The following is a 14,475-nucleotide window of genomic DNA, read 5'->3' on the forward strand; positions in this document are numbered from 1 at the left end:
TTTGAGGCCTTGCCGTTAACCGCCCGTTACCCATGATTGGTCAGCCTGAGGGCGACTGATCCGGAATCGCCATGTCGCTCGACCGCCGTCTGTTTCTGACCCTGATGGGTTCCGCCGCCCTGGCCGGCTGCGGGGCCGCGTCCGTCGCGCGCCGCGACCCGATCGCCTACGACCCCGGCTTCCCCGAGATAGAGTTCGCCAACTGGACGGACGCCGAGCCGGAGTATCTGCTCTATCCCGGCGACGAGATCGAGATCGCCACGCCGACCGCCAGCGAGCTGACCCGCACCCTGCGCGTCGGGCCTGACGGCCGGGTCGCCCTGCCCCTGGTCGGCCAAGTGATGGCGGCGGACCGCACCTTGGCCGAGCTGGAGAATGACGTCTCCACAGCCTACGCCAGCCAGCTTCGTCGCCCGGTTGTCGAGGTGACCCTGCGCCAGGCCGGGCCGATCCGCGTCTGGGTCGACGGCGAGGTCCGCACGCCCGGCGTCTATGAGATGGTCGGCGACATTGACGCCACCCAGGCGGTCATTATGGCCGGCGGGGTCCTGCCCACCGCGCGCTCGGGCCAGGCGGCGCTCATTCGGCGTGGTCCGGGCGGCGTGCGCATGATCCGCCCCATCGACCTGCGGCCGCGTCGCGGCGAGGCGGTGGCGGTGCGGCGGGGCGACATCGTCTTCGTGCCGCGCTCGACCCTGGGCGAACTGGCCGCCTTCTTCACCCAGGTGCGCAGCGCCCTGCCGATCGGCTTCAGCTACGCCATCGGCGGCGGCAACGGCTTCGCGTCGTTTTAGGCCGCGAGGTTGACGACGCCGGCGTCGATGTAGCGACGCGCCGCCTTCTGAGCCTCGGCCAGTTCCTCACGCTCCATCTCCTGGCTCATCTCGCGGCGATAGACGCGCGCCTCGACCGAGCCCTTCAGGGCCGCCAGGTTGAAGATCATGTGGGCGGACACCCGATCCATCGGGCATCCGTTCTGGCCGGTGGAATAGGACAGGCCCAGGCGGAACAGGGCGTCGCCGTCCATGTCGGCGGTCGGCAGGGGCAGGCCGGTGTCGGCCTGGGCGGTCAGCGGCGCGGTTTCGTGCGCGGTCATCGGCTCAGTCTCCAGGCGGCGACCGTTCTGGCGCCGCGATGAGACGATCAAAGACCCGCGCTATTTGCGTTAGTCTTAACGACGACGGGCGCCGCCCAATGTTTTTCGCCAACGAAAGATGAACGGCGAAGCGGGGGCTTCATGGCTTGGAGAGATTGATTTCCAAAGCCTTCCAAACACCGTCTCCCTGGCCGTCGCCGGGGAGACGGAATATCAATCAGCGTCCGCGCTGACCGAACAGCACCTTGCGCGCCTGCTCGGCGTCCTTGCCCGCAGAGCCCAGGTCGCGACGCAGATCGTCGCCCAGCACCCTGCCCGCCTGAACCCCCGGACGGTCGCCGACGCGCTTCAGCCAGGCCGCCAGATGCGGAAACTCTTCCAGGTTCTGTCCCTGATGGCTGGGCAGGATCCACGGCCAGATGGCCATGTCCGCGATGGAATAGTCGCCGGCCACATAATCCCGGTCCCGCAGGCGGCGGTCCAGCACGCCATAGAGCCGATGGGTCTCGTCGGTGTAGCGCCGCACGCCGTAGGCGAGCTGGCGCTGGTCCTGGATCAGGGCGGGCGCATACTGGCGGAAATGATGGGTCTGGCCGGCCATGGGGCCGAGACCGCCCACCTGCCAGAACAGCCACTGATCCACCTCGGCCTTGCCGCGCGCGTCGCGGGGATAGAAGCGACCCGACTTGTGCCCCAGATACTGCAGGATCGCCCCGCTCTCGAAGATCGACAGGGGCAGGCCGTCCGGTCCGTCGGGATCGACGATCGCCGGCATCCGGCCGTTAGGGCTGATGGCCTGGAAGGCCGGTTCGAACTGCTCGCCCGCGCCGATGTTCACCGGCTTCAGCTCATAGGACAGCCCCATCTCCTCCAGCGCGATCGACACCTTCCAGCCGTTGGGCGTGGGCCAGTACCAAAGCTCGATCGGGCGGGGCATGGGCGCGTCTCCTGCAAGGCCTGCCCCCGATCTGGGGCGTGCAGCCTGGTCCCGCAAGCTGACAGACCTGTTCAGGACGAGTTCATGCGCTCGGTCCGATCGTGCGCCCATGCTTAACGGGGCCGCCGCCGATCGGCCCAGATGGAGTGCTTCGATGAAACGTCTCACCCAGGCCGCGATCGTCGCTGTCGCCATGGCCACGACCGCCGTCCCCATGATCGCTCAGGCTCAAAGCCGAAACGACCAGCGCGAATGGCGCCAGGACCGGCGCGACGACCGCCGCGACTTCCGCCAGGATCGACGGGAAGATCGTCGCGAATGGCGCCAAGATCGCCGCGACGACCGCCGCGACTACAGAAACGACCGTCGCAACGACCGCCGCGATTTCCGGGGTCCGCCCCCGCCCCGCCACGTCGCCCCGCCCGCCCGCTGGGACCGCGGCAATCCGAACTGGTGGCGCGGCCGGCCCGACTTCCGCGACTATCGCGGCGCGCGTCAGGGCTACTGGTACGCACCGGGGCGCGGCTATTACCGGGTCGATCCCCGCTACTACGGTTATCGCTGGACGCGCGGATCCTATCTGCCGCCCGCATATCGCGGCTACTACGTCAATGACCCGTACTTCTACAATCTGCCGCCCGCGCCGCGTGGCTACCGCTACGTCCACGCCGGCAGCGACATCGTACTGATGGCCGTGGCCACCGGGTTGATCGCGAGCGTGCTCTACAACGTCTTCTGATCTTCAAGTCGTCGTCTGAACTCCGCCTCCCAGGTTTCGGTCTGGGAGGCCTTTTCTTGTGTGATCGTTGAGCACTGTTCAGCGGCCATTCAGCTAGCAAACGTCAGTCTGGTGCACGAGCCGCCCATGCCGGGCGTGCGGGGACCTTGTCCAATGAAGCGCACCCTGATGGTGTTTTCGGCGCTCGCGGCCTTCGCCGTTCCGGCTGCCGCGCCCCTGACCGTCCTGGCCCAGGACCGAGGCGAAAGCGCCCGTCCCGACAGGGGCTCGCGCGGCGAAGGCCGGCGTGGCGGCGGCGACGGTCAGTCCGCCCGACCCGAGCGTCCGCGCGCGGAGCGACCCGGCGGCGGCGCTCAGGAACGCCCGTCACGTCAGCGGCCGGAGGCGCGGCCAGAACAATCCCGAGCCGAGCGGCCGCAGCGGCCGTCCCGCCCGGATGGCGACCGTCCCAACCGCCCGGACCGGCCCGACGGCCAGCGCCCCAGCCGGCCGGACCGGCCTGAAGGCGCGCGCCCCAACCGTCCGTCTCGTCCCGACGGCGAGCGCCCGCAGCGCCCCGACCGCCCCAGCGGCGAACGCCCGGGCCGGCCGGGAGCGGACGGTCGTCCCGACCGCTCCGACGGCTGGAACCGGCCGGGTCGGCCGGACAGCGGCTGGAACCGTCCCGGCCAGCCCAATCGCCCTGATCGTCCGAACCGGCCCGATAGACCGGATCGCCCTGACCGGCCCAACCGGCCGGACAACGGTTGGAACCGCGACCGGGATCGCGACCACCGCGAGTTCCGCCAGCGCTTCAGCCGCGATCAATGGCAGCGCGATTGGAACCGCCGTCACGCTCGGGCGGACTGGTGGCGCAACGACCGGTCGTTCCGGGGCTGGAGCGGGGTGCGCATCGGCTTCTACTTCGCGCCGGGCTACGGCTACTACAGCGTCCCGCGCAGCTATTGGGGCCAGAGATTTTACGAAGGCCAGTTCCTGCCTTCGATCTTCTGGCGCTACGAAATCCGGGATTTCGAACGCTGGGGCCTGCCTTGGCCGCCAGCCGGGACCATGTGGGTCTTCGTCGACAACAGCATCTATCTTGTCGACCGTTTCGACGGCTATGTGATCGAGGCCATCCACGACGCCTGGCGTTGGTGACGGCGTTCTTTCATCTTCAGCCGCGTGCGACCGCTTCAGCCGATCGCTGCGACGCCTCAGGAGACTTCGAATGTTCATGACCACGGCCGCAATCGCGCTCGCGGTCGCCGCGCAGGACGCCGCCCCGCGCGTGACCATCTCGCCGTCAGGCTATCGTGAAGCGAAACGATGCGAGGCGCTGGTCGAAGCAGCGGCGCGGCTGAGTCCGGCCGATGCTCCCGACGACGCGCTTTACGACGCGGGGCTGTACTGGTCGCTGGCCGCCGCCCGCGCCGCCGAGCTGGCCGGTCTCGACCCCGCGCGTGTCGCCGCCGATCAGGAGCGCGAGCGCGCAGAGGCCTCGGCTCGCCTCTCCGGTGAGGATCCGGAGGCCCGCGCCACCCTGGCCCGGTGCCGGGCTGCGACGCCCGACATGGGCTGAAATCGATCTACGGCCAAGCCGAACCGGCTCGGCGGCTCTGCGTTTGCATGAACGATCCGGAGCGCGGCGACCTGTGCCGCGACGGGACGATGGAGACTGCAGCGCCCATGTTTGAGTTCGGTCGCGATCTGCGAAAGCTGTTCGCTCAGGCGCGCGAAAGCGATGATCTGGCGTGGCTCGAGCTGATCGGCGTCGATCTTCTGGAAACCGAAGCGCGCCAACAGTCTGTAGACGCCGGACGCGTCTCGTGCCCGCGCCCGTTCGAAGCCGAACTTCGCGCGGCCCGACTGTGGCGGGAGCATGCGCGTCGCGCCGGCAGCAACGGCAGTCTGGAGCGAGCCCAGCGCGCCGCCGCCTACGCCGCTCGGGCGGCAAAGACGGGCGATGAGGCGGCGCGGGCCGCGATCGAGGCGGCGCGGGTCGAACTGCTTCGCTTTGACCTCTGCGGCGGGCTCGGCGCCCTGGCTCGGGCTCTAGGAGGATTGAATCAGGCGGCGGAGCCCAAGTCCGGTCAGACAGCGTTGAGCCTGGCCGCCGCACGGGCCGCCGCCGCCGCGCGACAGGCCCGGCTTGAAGGCTCGGCGGAGATGAAGCGCGCCGCTCTCAGCGCGCTCGACGCCGCCGTGGCCGCTCTGGGCTCCGCGCAGGGCATGGATGAAGACGCCCTGCGGCTGGATCGGGCGTCGCTGGCGCTCGAACTTGGCGTCGAGGCGCGAGACACGGGCTTGTTGGACAGGGCCGGTCAGGACCTTCGGGATCTCGTGCAGGCGGCGTCGCCGGATTATCGGCCCCTGACCCGCGCCCGCGCCCTGGTTCTGTGCGCCGCCGGAATGAGCGCCTTGGCGAACCTTGGCGATCATGTCGAAGCGCGCCGCCAGGCGGATGCGCTGTTCGAGGCTGCAGCCAAGCAGTTCACGCCGGACCACAGCCCTCTGGACTGGGCGGCGATCCAGGTCGTTAGAGCCGAGTCGGGCGGGGCGGACCTGCTGGACCTGGCGCGCGCCGAAGCCCTGACCGCAGGCTCTGGATTGGTGGTGGGCGCCCTCGCCGCCATCGCCCGCTGGCGCGAGGAGGCCCGGCTCGCTGAGGCCGACGGCGATCTGGCGGGGCTGGCGACGCTGGAAGCCCGGCTTCTGGATCGACTGCGCGCGGGCCCCAGCGCGCTGGACTGGGCAGGCGCCCAGGTGGCCGTGGCCGAGACCGCCCTGGCGCGCCAGCGGCTGACCGGCGCGCAGCCGCACGCCTTGGGTTTGATCTTGGCTGAGGCTGCGCTCTGCGCGCGCGAACAGGCGGCGCCCCTTCTGGCTTGGCGCGCCGAACGCCTGCTGGATTCGGCCGTCGTCCCCTAGCCGCCCATGGCGACGAAGGCGCCGTTCAGCCAATCGGGCTTGCCGTAGCGAAGCGGCCGGCCGTCCTCGACCACCACGCGCCCGCCGGCGGCCTCCAACACCGCCTGGCCGGCCGCCGTATCCCATTCCGACGTGGGGCCGACACGCGGATAGACGTCGAACCGACCTTCCGCCAGAAGGCAGAACTTCAGCGAAGAATCCATGCCCTGCCAGCGGCGGCAGCCGTGCCTCGCCGCAAGCCGGGTCGCCTCGTCATCGGTCAGGCTGTGGCTCAACAGCGCCACGCCCTCGTCCGGTCGAGGCCGCACCCGGATCGGCCGCCAGGCCTCGCCGTAGGCTCGCCGGAACGCCCCGCCGCCCGGCGCCCCCGAGCGCCAGGTGATGCGGGTCGCGGGCGCGCTGACCACCCCGGCTACAGGCGCGCCGTCCACGATCAGGGCGATGTTGACGGTGAAGCTTTCGCGGTCCTGGACAAAGCCCTTGGTGCCGTCCAGCGGATCGATCAGCCAGAAGAGCGGACCTGGCGCCGGCGGACCGTTGGCGGCGCAGTCCTCTTCGGCCACGGCGGGCACGGCCGGCCACAGTTGGCGCAGCCGCGACAGGATCAGCGCCTCCGCCTCTCGGTCGGCCTGGGTGACCGGGCTGTCGTCGGCCTTTGCCTGCGCTGTCACCCCCGATCGCCAATAGGGCAGTATGACTTCGGCGGCGGCCTCGGCGATCTCTGAGAGAAGCTCGGCGAGTTCGCCCGAGGCGAGGTCCTGTGACAGAGAGCGGCTCATCCTCGCTGGATAGACCATTCGCCCGGTTCCCCGAAACGACAAATCAGGGCACGGTCCGCGCCATGCTCGACACGCCTGAGACCCCGCCCGCCGCCGCTGCTTCCGCCCTGCCCGAAGGCGTTGATCTTGCCGCCCTGGTCGCGGGCAAGCTGTGCCACGACTTCATCAGCCCGGCCGGCGCGATCGCCTCTGGCCTTGACCTGCTGGACGATCCGTCGGCGGCCGACATGCGCGACGACGCCCTGGCCCTGATCAGCCAGTCGTCGCGAAAGATGGTGGCCCTGGTGCACTTCGCACGGGTCGCCTTTGGCGCCTCCACAACCAGCGAAAGCTTCCGCACCGATAGCTTGCGCGATCTTGTCGCAGGGTTGAACGAGGGTGGACGCGCCGAGCTGCGCTGGCGCATCGACGATCAGACTGTGGACAAGTCTGCGGCGCGGACCCTGGTCAATCTCGCCTGGCTCACACTCGCCGCCCTGCCGACCGGCGGCGTCGCGACGGTGACGGCCCGCAGCGAGAACGGCCGTCTCGTCTTGGCTGGTCTCGCCGAGGGCCCCCGCGCGCGCCTCAAACCCGAGGCTGTGGCGGGATTCAAGGGCCAGGCGCTGACCGAGGGGCTGCAGGGTCAGTGGATCCAGCCCTACTGGCTGTGGCTGACCGCGCGCGAAGCCGGCGGGCGGCTGGCGGCGACGGTCGAAGACGGGCTGGTGACCATCTTGGCCGATCTGCCGCAACAGGGTTGATTCCAACCGCTCGTTAACGCCTAGGGTGCGATCCTTGAATCGAGTATCGCGGGCGCCGGTCCGCGCCCTGGATCGTTGTTCGTGAACGTCAGAACCTGTCTCATCGTCGACGACAGCCGGATCATCCGCAAGGTGTCCAGGCGGATCGTCGAAGGGCTCGGCTTCGAAGTCGACGAGGCCGGCGACGGCGCCGAGGCGCTGGCCTATTGCTCCGCCATGATGCCCGAACTGGTTCTGCTGGACTGGAACATGCCTGTGATGGACGGCATCACCTTCCTGCGCCGGCTGCGCGCCCAGCCGGGCGGCGAGCGCCCCAAGGTGCTGTTCTGCACCATCGAAACGGCGGTGGAGCGCATCCAGGAAGCGCTCGAAGCCGGGGCTGACGACTACGTCATGAAGCCCTTCGACGGCGAAATCCTGCAATCCAAGCTGGCCGAGGCGGGGGTTGCATGACACCCGAGGACTTCGCGCGTCTGCAGAGCTTGACCGCCGCCCGAGCCGGCCTGCGGCTGACGCGCGACCGAATGCACCTGGCCGAGCACCGCCTGGGACCCATCGCACGCCGCGAGGGTTTCGCCAGTGTCGAGGCCCTCTTGGCCGTCCTGTGGGAGCGACAGGCCGACACCTTGGGCTGGTCGGTGGTCGAGGCCCTGCTGAACGCCGAGACCTGGTTCCGGCGCGATCGACAGCCGTTCGACACCCTGGCGCGCGAGATGCTGCCGGCCCTGGGCCAGGCGCGCGGCCGGGCGGTGCGCATCTGGGCCGCTGGCTGTTCTACCGGTCAGGAGGCCTATTCCCTCGCCCTGGCCGCGGCCGACGCGGGCGTGAGCGCCGAAATCACCGCCGTCGACCTGTCGCAGCGCGCGATCGAAAAGGCGCGCAGCGGGCTGTACACCGCCTTCGAGATTCAGCGCGGCCTGTCGGCGGCGACCATGTTGCGCGGCTTCCGCCCCGAGGACGACCAGTGGCGCGCCCGCGCCGAACTGCGCGCCTCCATCGCTTTCGATCGCGCGAACCTGCTGGATGAAACGGCCGACGCCGCGCGCTACGACGTGATCTTCTGCCGCTATGTGCTCAGCGACATGGAGCCCGCGCGCCGGGCGCAGGTGCTGGACTCAATAGAGGCGCGTCTGATGGACGACGGCTGCCTCTTCCTGGGTCTAGGCGAGCGGCCTGACGGCGAGACGGTGGCCTTCCGCCCCGTGGTCGGCCGCGAGGGCCTGTATGTGAAGGCGCCGACCCGCTTCAGCCGCGCGGCCTGATCCGCGACGATCATCGCTTGCATCGCCGTGGGATGAGAGGCTGACTGCGGCCTCTGTTTCGGGGGAGGCGGCGATGGCGCGGTTGGGACTTCTGATCGGGGCGATGCTCCTGGCGCTAGCGCTGGCGATCGTCAGCCTGCAGACGCCGCGCCCCCTGCCCGCCGACGCGCCCGCGACCCAGTTTTCGGCCGCGCGCGCCATGGTCGACATCCGCGAGATCGCGCGGAACCCTCACCCTGTCGGTTCGGCGGATCACGCGCGGGTGCGCGACCTGCTCCTGATCCGAATGAATGAGCTCGGCCTGTCCCCAGAGACGCAGACGGGGGTGCTGTCGCCGGCGGCCGTGCGGCGGCTGGAGCGCGACGGTCGGCCCGAGGCGGCCTTGGCCGGCGTGACCAATCTGATCGGCGTGCTGCCGGGTCGGGACCGTCAGGCCCCGCCCCTGTTGCTGATGGCGCACTACGACACTGTGCCGGGTTCTCCGGGCGCTGCGGACGACACGACGGGCGTCGCCGCCATTCTTGAGATCGTCCGAGCCTTGCGTGCGCGCGGCGAGACGGCGCGCGACGTCGTGGTGCTGTTCACCGACGCCGAGGAGTTGAACCTGGACGGCGCGCGCGTTTTCTTCAGCGAGCATCCGCTGCGCGACCGGATCGGCGCCGTGATCAATCTGGAGGCGCGCGGCGGCGGCGGACGCGCCCTGATGTTCGAAACCGGGCGCGGCAACGGCGAGACGGTCGCCCTGCTGGCCCGCGCGGCGCCTCGCGCCACGGGCGGGGTCATCTCCAACGCCCTGGCCGTGTTCATGTACGAAAACATGCCCAACGGCACCGATTTCACAGTGTCCAAGGATCGCGGAATCGGCGGTCTGAACTTCGCCTTCATCGGTCGACCGTCGCACTATCATTCGCCGGTCTCCACGGCGGAGGCGCTGGACGAAGGCAGTGTCCAGCACATCGGCTCTCAGGCGCTGGAGGCGGCGGACCTGCACGCCAACGCCCCGCGCCTGCCATCCGCCACGCCCAATGTGGTCTATTCGGACCTGTACGGAAAAGTCTTCGTGCGCCATCCGGTCAACGTCGGCTGGGCGCTGTGGGCGCTGGCCGCCGGCCTGGGGGGCTTCGCGGCCTGGCGCGCGCGCCGAGGCTCAGGCCTGACGCTGGCCGACCTGGGCAAGGGCGCGCTTACGGGGATTTGGCTGGTGGCCGCCGGCCTGGTGGCGACCCAGGCTGCGCGCGTGCTGGCGGGGCCGCTGACGGGACGGATCGGATCAGCGGACGCCTATTACACCCTGCTGCGGCGACTGCCGTGGATGGAGGCTGGCGCGGCTCTGGCGGTGCTGGCGGCGGCGCTGATGCTGCTGGGCGGTCGTGGGGGCGTGTCCTCCCGGCTGACGGCGCTGGTGCTGGCCGTTCTGGCGGTGCTGGCCCTGGGCCTCGGCGGGTTCAGCCCGGTGATAGCCGGCGCCACGGTGGCGGCCGTGGGCCTGTCGCTGTGGCCGCGTGGGCCGGCCTCGACGTGGGGCGGCTGGCTCGGGCTGATCGGTCTCGTTCTGCTGCTTGCGGCGCCCTTGCAGGCCGTCGCGCCCGAGGCCGCCTTCCTGCTGATCTGGCCGCTGGTGGCCGCCGCCTTCGCCGCGGCGCTGGCGGCGCTGATCGACGTGCGGCTGGAGCGTTGGCTCGCCCTGATGCCTGCGGCCGTGCTGGCGGTGCTGACCGGCGGCTGGCTGATGAGCCTGGGCCACAGCGCCTTCCTGGGCGTCGGCATGGACCTGCCGGGCGTACTGGCCCTGATGGGCCTGCTGATGCTGCTGACCCTGCGCCCGCTGGCGGCGTCCGCGCGCTTCGCCAGGCCGATGGCCGTCGCCGCCGCGATCAGCCTGATCCTGGCGCTGGGCGTCAGCGGCGCCGCCCGGGTGATCGAACCCGAGCGACCCGCCGCGACGGCTTAGCCGCCATCGGTCCACACGGTCTTGTAGAGGTCGAAACGGCGGTCGCGCAGGTTGCGCACCGTGCCCTGCGACTTGGCCCAGGCCAGATCCGACAGGTCCAGGTCGGCCACGGTGACCGTCTCCACGTTTTCCGACGCCTCGGCCGCCACGCCATCGCGCGCGAACGGGAAATCGCACGGCGTCAGGATGCAGGACTGGGCGTACTGGATGTCCATGTTCTCGACGTTGGGCAGGTTCCCGACATTGCCCGACAGCGCCATGTAGCACTGGTTCTCGATCGCCCGGGCCTGGGAGCAATAGCGCACCCGCAGATAGCCCTGACGGTTGTCGGTGCAGAAGGGCACGAAGAGCATCCGCGCGCCCTCGTCGACCAGGCGCCGCGCCAGCTCCGGAAACTCCGAATCGTAGCAGATCAGCACGCCGATGGGCCCGCAGTCGGTCGGAATGGCGTGCACCTTGTCGCCGCCCTTGATGTTCCACCAATGCCGCTCGTTCGGCGTTGGGTGGATCTTCTCCTGCGCATGGACCGAGCCGTCGCGCAGGAAGACATAGGCCACATTCTGTATGTCGCCGTCGTCGGTGCGCGTGGGGTGCGAGCCGCCGATGATGTTGATGTTGTACTCCACCGCCAGCTTGCGCAGCGCCTCGGTGAAGCGCGGCGTGTAGCGGGTCAGCGCCTCGATGGATTCGGCCGGCGTCAGCTTCTTGGACTCCAGCGACAGCAGCTGGAGCGTGAAAAGCTCGGGAAACACCACGAAGTCTGAGCGGTAGTCCGACGTCACATCGACGAAGTATTCGATGTTGGAGATGAATTCGTCGAAGCTCTCGACCTTGCGGGCCTGCAGCTGGACGGTGGCGACCCGCACCGTCTCCTTGGTGGCGAAGGCCGCGCCCTTGCCGGTGACCTCGGCGTAGTACGGGTTGCGCCACACCATATGCGCCGCATTGCCGCGCGATTCCTTGTCCGAGCCGAGATAGTTCTTCAGCACCCCGATGGGCTCGAAACCCGAACGCAGGTGAAAGCCGATGACCGGGTCGTTCGCCTTGCGGGCCGTGACCGCGTCCAGATAGGCCTCGGGCTCGGGATAGGGGTTCTTCTTCTTCGACAGACCGGGCATGCGGCCGCCGAAGACGATGCCCTTCAGGTTCTGGGCCTCGCACAGGTCGCGGCGCGCGTCATACAGGCGCTGGCCGATGCGCAGGCGGCGTCGGTCCGGATCGACGCAGACCTCCATGCCGTAAAACCAGTCGCCGGTCGGATCGTGGCGCGCCGCATAGCCGCCGCCCGTGATCTGGGTCCAGGTGTGCGGCCCCATGGCGGCCGCCTCATCGATGCGGAAGCCGGCCGCATAGCCGACGATGTCGCCTTCGTATTCCACGACGAACTGCCCGTCGGGAAAGGCCGATATCTGGCCGCGCAGCATGCCAGGCGTATAGGCCGGCATGTCCTTGTAGACCTTGGCCACCAGCGCGCTGATGGCGTCGATGTCCGACAGGCGGGCGTTGCGAATTGTGAGGACGGCGGGACGGCTTTTCTTTGTCATGGCGTCCGAACGCACAGCTTGACCATTGGATCACCCTGCACCGCCGTCGACGCCTATTTCTCGTTGTCAGCGAACCATTTCACAATGGCCGGCATGTCGCGCTCGAAGCCGCCTGGCACATAGAGGTTCAACACGCCCGCTCGCTTGCCGGTCCGGTTGGCGAAGTCGTGAGTGACGCCCGGCGCGGCGCGCACGAAGGATCCCGCTTCGGCGTCGATCCAGTCCTCACCGAGACGGAAGCTCATCACGCCTTCGATGACGTAGAAGATGTCGTCGTTGGCCTCGTGGCTGTGCGGGCCAGGCCCTTCGCTATGCGGCTCCAGCCACCATTCAGAAATGGAGTAGGCCGCGCCCGTCTCGTCCTCGTCGGCCTTGAACACGGCGCGCATGGCGCCCATCGCATAGGTGCGGCCCTCACCGGGACCGAGCACGATCGGTCGAGTGCGTTGGTCAGTCATGCACATTCCTCTCCCTTGCGAACTTGCGCCGGGTTCGATGCGTGCGCAACTACACTCCAGACCGCTTCCGACGCCGGGCGGCGCCAGGTTCGTTGCTCGGCCGCATCTGATTTCAGACTATTCACACCATTCGGACGCTCTTTTTTTCGTCTGAACCCCGCTCGAAAGGCCCGTCATGCCCATCGCCGCCCGCGCCTTCGCCGCCACCGCCGCCGACAAGCCGCTGACGCCCTACAACTTCGACCGGCGCGATCCGGGCGCGGACGATGTGGCGATCGAGATCCAGTTTTCCGGCATCTGCCATTCCGACCTGCACATCGTGAAGAACGATCTGGGCGGCACCCGCTATCCCATCGTGCCGGGTCACGAGATCGCGGGCGTGGTCACCGCAGTCGGTGCGAACGTCAGCCGTTTCAAGGTCGGCGACCGCGTCGGCGTCGGCTGCATGGTCGACAGCTGCCGCCAGTGCCGCCCCTGTCAGGAAGGCGAGGAGCAGTACTGCGTGCCGGGGATGACCCAGACCTACGGCTCAGCCGATCCCAAGGGCGCAGCGGTCGGACAGACCATCACCCAGGGCGGCTATTCCAGCGCCATCGTGGTGGATCAGAACTACGTGCTGCGCATCCCCGACAGCCTGCCGCTGGACGCCGCCGCGCCCCTGCTGTGCGCGGGCATCACCACCTATTCGCCACTGCGCCACTGGAAGGTGGGGCCAGGCTCCAAGGTCGCCGTGGTGGGGCTGGGCGGGCTGGGCCACATGGCGGTCAAACAGGCTGCGGCCATGGGGGCGGAGGTCACCGTGCTGTCGACCTCGGACCGCAAGAAGGCCGACGCCGAGCGCATGGGCGCCAAGCATTTCCTGATCAACTCCGACAAGGCGGCCATGGCGGCGGCCGCCGAGAAGTTCGACCTGATCATCAACACCGTCTCGGCTACCCACGAGATCGCCGGCCACCTGAACCTGCTGGCCAAGGACGGGACCATGGTCATGCTGGGTCTGACCACCGAGGGCCTGCCTGTGTTCGCCATGCCCCTGCTGTGGCGTCGCCGCAGCGTCGCCGGCAGCCTGATCGGCGGCATCCGCGAGACCCAGGAGATGCTGGACTTCTGCGCCGCCAACGACATCGCCTGCGACATCGAGGTCATCGCCCCGGATCAGATCAACGAGGCCTACGCTCGGCTGGAGAAGTCCGACGTCCGCTATCGCTTCGTCATCGACATGTCGCGCCTGGACGGTTGAGGCCGAACCCTTCCCCGGTCTAAGTCTTAAGACGAAGGCCGCGCGTCAGACGCGGCTCTAGCGGGAAAAGGAAACACCATGGCACGAGTGGCCCTCGTCACCGGCGGAACGCGCGGCATCGGCAAGGCGATCGTCCAACGCCTCAAGGAAGACGGCATGGCGGTGGCTGCGGGCTATTCCGGCAACGTCGACGCAGCCGAGGCGACGGCCCGCGAGCTGGGCGTCATGGTGGTCAAGGGCAACGTCGGCTCGTTCGAGGACTGCGAGCGCGCGGTGCGCGAAGTCGAGGCCGAACTGGGCCCTATCGACGTGCTGATCAACAACGCCGGCATCACCCGCGACGGCTTCTTTCACAAGATGACCCACGACCAGTGGTCTGACGTCATCCGCGTGAACATGGACTCGGTCTTCAACATGACCCGCCAGGTGATCGGGGGCATGCGCGCCCGCGGCTTCGGCCGCATCGTCAACATTTCCTCGATCAACGGCCAGAAGGGTCAGATCGGCCAAACCAACTATTCGGCCGCCAAGGCCGGCATGATCGGCTTCACCAAGGCCCTGGCGCTGGAAAACGCGCGCAAGGGCGTGACCGTGAACTGCATAGCGCCCGGCTACATCGACACGGAGATGGTAGGCGCCATGGACGAGAAGGTGCTTGCCGGCATCGTGGCCCAGATCCCGGTCGGACGGCTCGGCAAAGGTGAGGAGATCGCCGACATGGTCAGCTGGCTGTCGGGCGAGCGTGCCGGATATGTCACAGGCTGCACATTGTCGTTGAACGGCGGTCAATACCTGGTCGGCTAAGGCTCCTCCCGC

16 protein-coding genes are annotated in these 14,475 nt (G+C 68.8%); 11 read left to right on the top strand and 5 right to left on the bottom strand.

The window, feature by feature from the left end; translation table 11 throughout:
* The first annotated feature begins 71 nt into the window (after positions 1-71).
* Positions 72-794 (top strand): polysaccharide biosynthesis/export family protein, encoded by a 723-nt coding sequence (locus E4M01_RS12495; RefSeq protein ID WP_135064159.1) that lies wholly within the window; start codon positions 72-74, stop codon positions 792-794.
* Here E4M01_RS12495 and E4M01_RS12500 read toward each other — a convergent pair.
* Both E4M01_RS12500 and E4M01_RS12505 read right to left on the bottom strand, forming a co-directional pair.
* Entirely contained in the window at positions 791-1,096 is a 306-nt protein-coding gene (locus tag E4M01_RS12500; RefSeq protein WP_135064162.1) for a sel1 repeat family protein, read from the bottom strand. The two genes, E4M01_RS12495 and E4M01_RS12500, sit on opposite strands and share 4 nt — an antisense overlap.
* A 217-nt stretch (positions 1,097-1,313) precedes the next feature.
* A complete protein-coding gene (locus tag E4M01_RS12505) occupies positions 1,314-2,033 on the bottom strand; it encodes a glutathione S-transferase family protein (protein WP_135064165.1) in 720 nt (239 codons plus the stop codon).
* A 154-nt stretch (positions 2,034-2,187) separates the two neighbouring features.
* Between E4M01_RS12505 and E4M01_RS12510 the strand changes: the two genes are divergently transcribed.
* The 4 genes from E4M01_RS12510 (at position 2,188) to E4M01_RS12530 (ending at position 5,682) form a co-directional block, all read left to right on the top strand.
* Positions 2,188-2,772, top strand: coding sequence for an RcnB family protein (locus E4M01_RS12510; RefSeq protein WP_135064167.1), 585 nt, complete (start codon positions 2,188-2,190; stop codon positions 2,770-2,772).
* Positions 2,773-2,925: 153 nt separating this feature from the next.
* The gene (locus E4M01_RS14580; RefSeq protein ID WP_245158263.1) at positions 2,926-3,912 is read left to right on the top strand and encodes an RcnB family protein; all 987 of its coding nucleotides are present in this window, start codon (positions 2,926-2,928) and stop codon (positions 3,910-3,912) included.
* A gap of 70 nt (positions 3,913-3,982) precedes the next feature.
* Entirely contained in the window at positions 3,983-4,333 is a 351-nt protein-coding gene (locus tag E4M01_RS12525; protein WP_135280329.1) for a hypothetical protein, read from the top strand.
* A gap of 107 nt (positions 4,334-4,440) precedes the next feature.
* Positions 4,441-5,682 carry a hypothetical protein gene (locus E4M01_RS12530; protein ID WP_135064344.1) on the top strand — a complete coding sequence of 414 codons (1,242 nt, stop codon included), beginning with the start codon at positions 4,441-4,443 and terminating at the stop codon, positions 5,680-5,682.
* Here E4M01_RS12530 and cysQ read toward each other — a convergent pair.
* Positions 5,679-6,461 carry a 3'(2'),5'-bisphosphate nucleotidase CysQ gene (gene cysQ / locus E4M01_RS12535; RefSeq protein ID WP_135064176.1) on the bottom strand — a complete coding sequence of 261 codons (783 nt, stop codon included), beginning with the start codon at positions 6,459-6,461 and terminating at the stop codon, positions 5,679-5,681. The two genes, E4M01_RS12530 and cysQ, sit on opposite strands and share 4 nt — an antisense overlap.
* Positions 6,462-6,523: 62 nt before the next feature.
* On the opposite strand from cysQ, the gene chpT reads away from it, so the two are divergent.
* The 4 genes from chpT (at position 6,524) to E4M01_RS12555 (ending at position 10,417) form a co-directional block, all read left to right on the top strand.
* On the top strand, positions 6,524-7,204 hold the full coding sequence (chpT, locus tag E4M01_RS12540) for a histidine phosphotransferase ChpT (RefSeq protein WP_135064179.1): 681 nt from the start codon (positions 6,524-6,526) through the stop codon (positions 7,202-7,204).
* An 81-nt stretch (positions 7,205-7,285) separates the two neighbouring features.
* Entirely contained in the window at positions 7,286-7,657 is a 372-nt protein-coding gene (locus E4M01_RS12545; protein ID WP_135064182.1) for a PleD family two-component system response regulator, read from the top strand.
* Positions 7,654-8,466 carry a protein-glutamate O-methyltransferase CheR gene (locus tag E4M01_RS12550; protein ID WP_135064185.1) on the top strand — a complete coding sequence of 271 codons (813 nt, stop codon included), beginning with the start codon at positions 7,654-7,656 and terminating at the stop codon, positions 8,464-8,466. Before E4M01_RS12545 ends, E4M01_RS12550 begins: the two co-directional genes overlap by 4 nt.
* Positions 8,467-8,539: 73 nt before the next feature.
* Positions 8,540-10,417 carry a M20/M25/M40 family metallo-hydrolase gene (locus tag E4M01_RS12555; protein WP_135064188.1) on the top strand — a complete coding sequence of 626 codons (1,878 nt, stop codon included), beginning with the start codon at positions 8,540-8,542 and terminating at the stop codon, positions 10,415-10,417.
* On the opposite strand, the gene E4M01_RS12560 is transcribed toward E4M01_RS12555, so the two are convergent.
* Positions 10,414-11,961: a bifunctional GNAT family N-acetyltransferase/carbon-nitrogen hydrolase family protein gene (locus tag E4M01_RS12560; RefSeq protein WP_135064191.1), complete on the bottom strand. Its 1,548-nt coding sequence runs from the start codon at positions 11,959-11,961 to the stop codon at positions 10,414-10,416. The genes E4M01_RS12555 and E4M01_RS12560 overlap by 4 nt on opposite strands.
* Positions 11,962-12,014: 53 nt before the next feature.
* Positions 12,015-12,419 carry a cupin domain-containing protein gene (locus E4M01_RS12565; protein WP_135064194.1) on the bottom strand — a complete coding sequence of 135 codons (405 nt, stop codon included), beginning with the start codon at positions 12,417-12,419 and terminating at the stop codon, positions 12,015-12,017.
* Positions 12,420-12,594: 175 nt separating this feature from the next.
* Between E4M01_RS12565 and E4M01_RS12570 the strand changes: the two genes are divergently transcribed.
* Both E4M01_RS12570 and phbB read left to right on the top strand, forming a co-directional pair.
* Entirely contained in the window at positions 12,595-13,659 is a 1,065-nt protein-coding gene (locus E4M01_RS12570; protein ID WP_135064197.1) for an NAD(P)-dependent alcohol dehydrogenase, read from the top strand.
* 78 nt (positions 13,660-13,737) lie between these two features.
* On the top strand, positions 13,738-14,463 hold the full coding sequence (phbB, locus tag E4M01_RS12575; RefSeq protein ID WP_135064199.1) for an acetoacetyl-CoA reductase: 726 nt from the start codon (positions 13,738-13,740) through the stop codon (positions 14,461-14,463).
* Positions 14,464-14,475: the final 12 nt, after the last annotated feature.

Source organism: Brevundimonas sp. MF30-B, assembly GCF_004683885.1.
Taxonomy (GTDB): Bacteria; Pseudomonadota; Alphaproteobacteria; order Caulobacterales; family Caulobacteraceae; genus Brevundimonas.

What these genes read in the sequence shown, in the direction of transcription:
- E4M01_RS12560 (WP_135064191.1), bottom strand. Translation starts at nt 11,961, where the DNA reads ATGACAAAGAAAAGCCGTCCCGCCGTCCTCACAATTCGCAACGCCCGC.
- E4M01_RS14580 (WP_245158263.1), top strand. Translation starts at nt 2,926, where the DNA reads ATGAAGCGCACCCTGATGGTGTTTTCGGCGCTCGCGGCCTTCGCCGTT.
- E4M01_RS12510 (WP_135064167.1), top strand. Translation starts at nt 2,188, where the DNA reads ATGAAACGTCTCACCCAGGCCGCGATCGTCGCTGTCGCCATGGCCACG.
- E4M01_RS12505 (WP_135064165.1), bottom strand. Translation starts at nt 2,033, where the DNA reads ATGCCCCGCCCGATCGAGCTTTGGTACTGGCCCACGCCCAACGGCTGG.
- E4M01_RS12570 (WP_135064197.1), top strand. Translation starts at nt 12,595, where the DNA reads ATGCCCATCGCCGCCCGCGCCTTCGCCGCCACCGCCGCCGACAAGCCG.
- E4M01_RS12530 (WP_135064344.1), top strand. Translation starts at nt 4,441, where the DNA reads ATGTTTGAGTTCGGTCGCGATCTGCGAAAGCTGTTCGCTCAGGCGCGC.
- E4M01_RS12495 (WP_135064159.1), top strand. Translation starts at nt 72, where the DNA reads ATGTCGCTCGACCGCCGTCTGTTTCTGACCCTGATGGGTTCCGCCGCC.
- E4M01_RS12525 (WP_135280329.1), top strand. Translation starts at nt 3,983, where the DNA reads ATGTTCATGACCACGGCCGCAATCGCGCTCGCGGTCGCCGCGCAGGAC.
- E4M01_RS12565 (WP_135064194.1), bottom strand. Translation starts at nt 12,419, where the DNA reads ATGACTGACCAACGCACTCGACCGATCGTGCTCGGTCCCGGTGAGGGC.
- E4M01_RS12550 (WP_135064185.1), top strand. Translation starts at nt 7,654, where the DNA reads ATGACACCCGAGGACTTCGCGCGTCTGCAGAGCTTGACCGCCGCCCGA.
- phbB (WP_135064199.1), top strand. Translation starts at nt 13,738, where the DNA reads ATGGCACGAGTGGCCCTCGTCACCGGCGGAACGCGCGGCATCGGCAAG.
- E4M01_RS12500 (WP_135064162.1), bottom strand. Translation starts at nt 1,096, where the DNA reads ATGACCGCGCACGAAACCGCGCCGCTGACCGCCCAGGCCGACACCGGC.
- chpT (WP_135064179.1), top strand. Translation starts at nt 6,524, where the DNA reads ATGCTCGACACGCCTGAGACCCCGCCCGCCGCCGCTGCTTCCGCCCTG.
- cysQ (WP_135064176.1), bottom strand. Translation starts at nt 6,461, where the DNA reads ATGAGCCGCTCTCTGTCACAGGACCTCGCCTCGGGCGAACTCGCCGAG.
- E4M01_RS12555 (WP_135064188.1), top strand. Translation starts at nt 8,540, where the DNA reads ATGGCGCGGTTGGGACTTCTGATCGGGGCGATGCTCCTGGCGCTAGCG.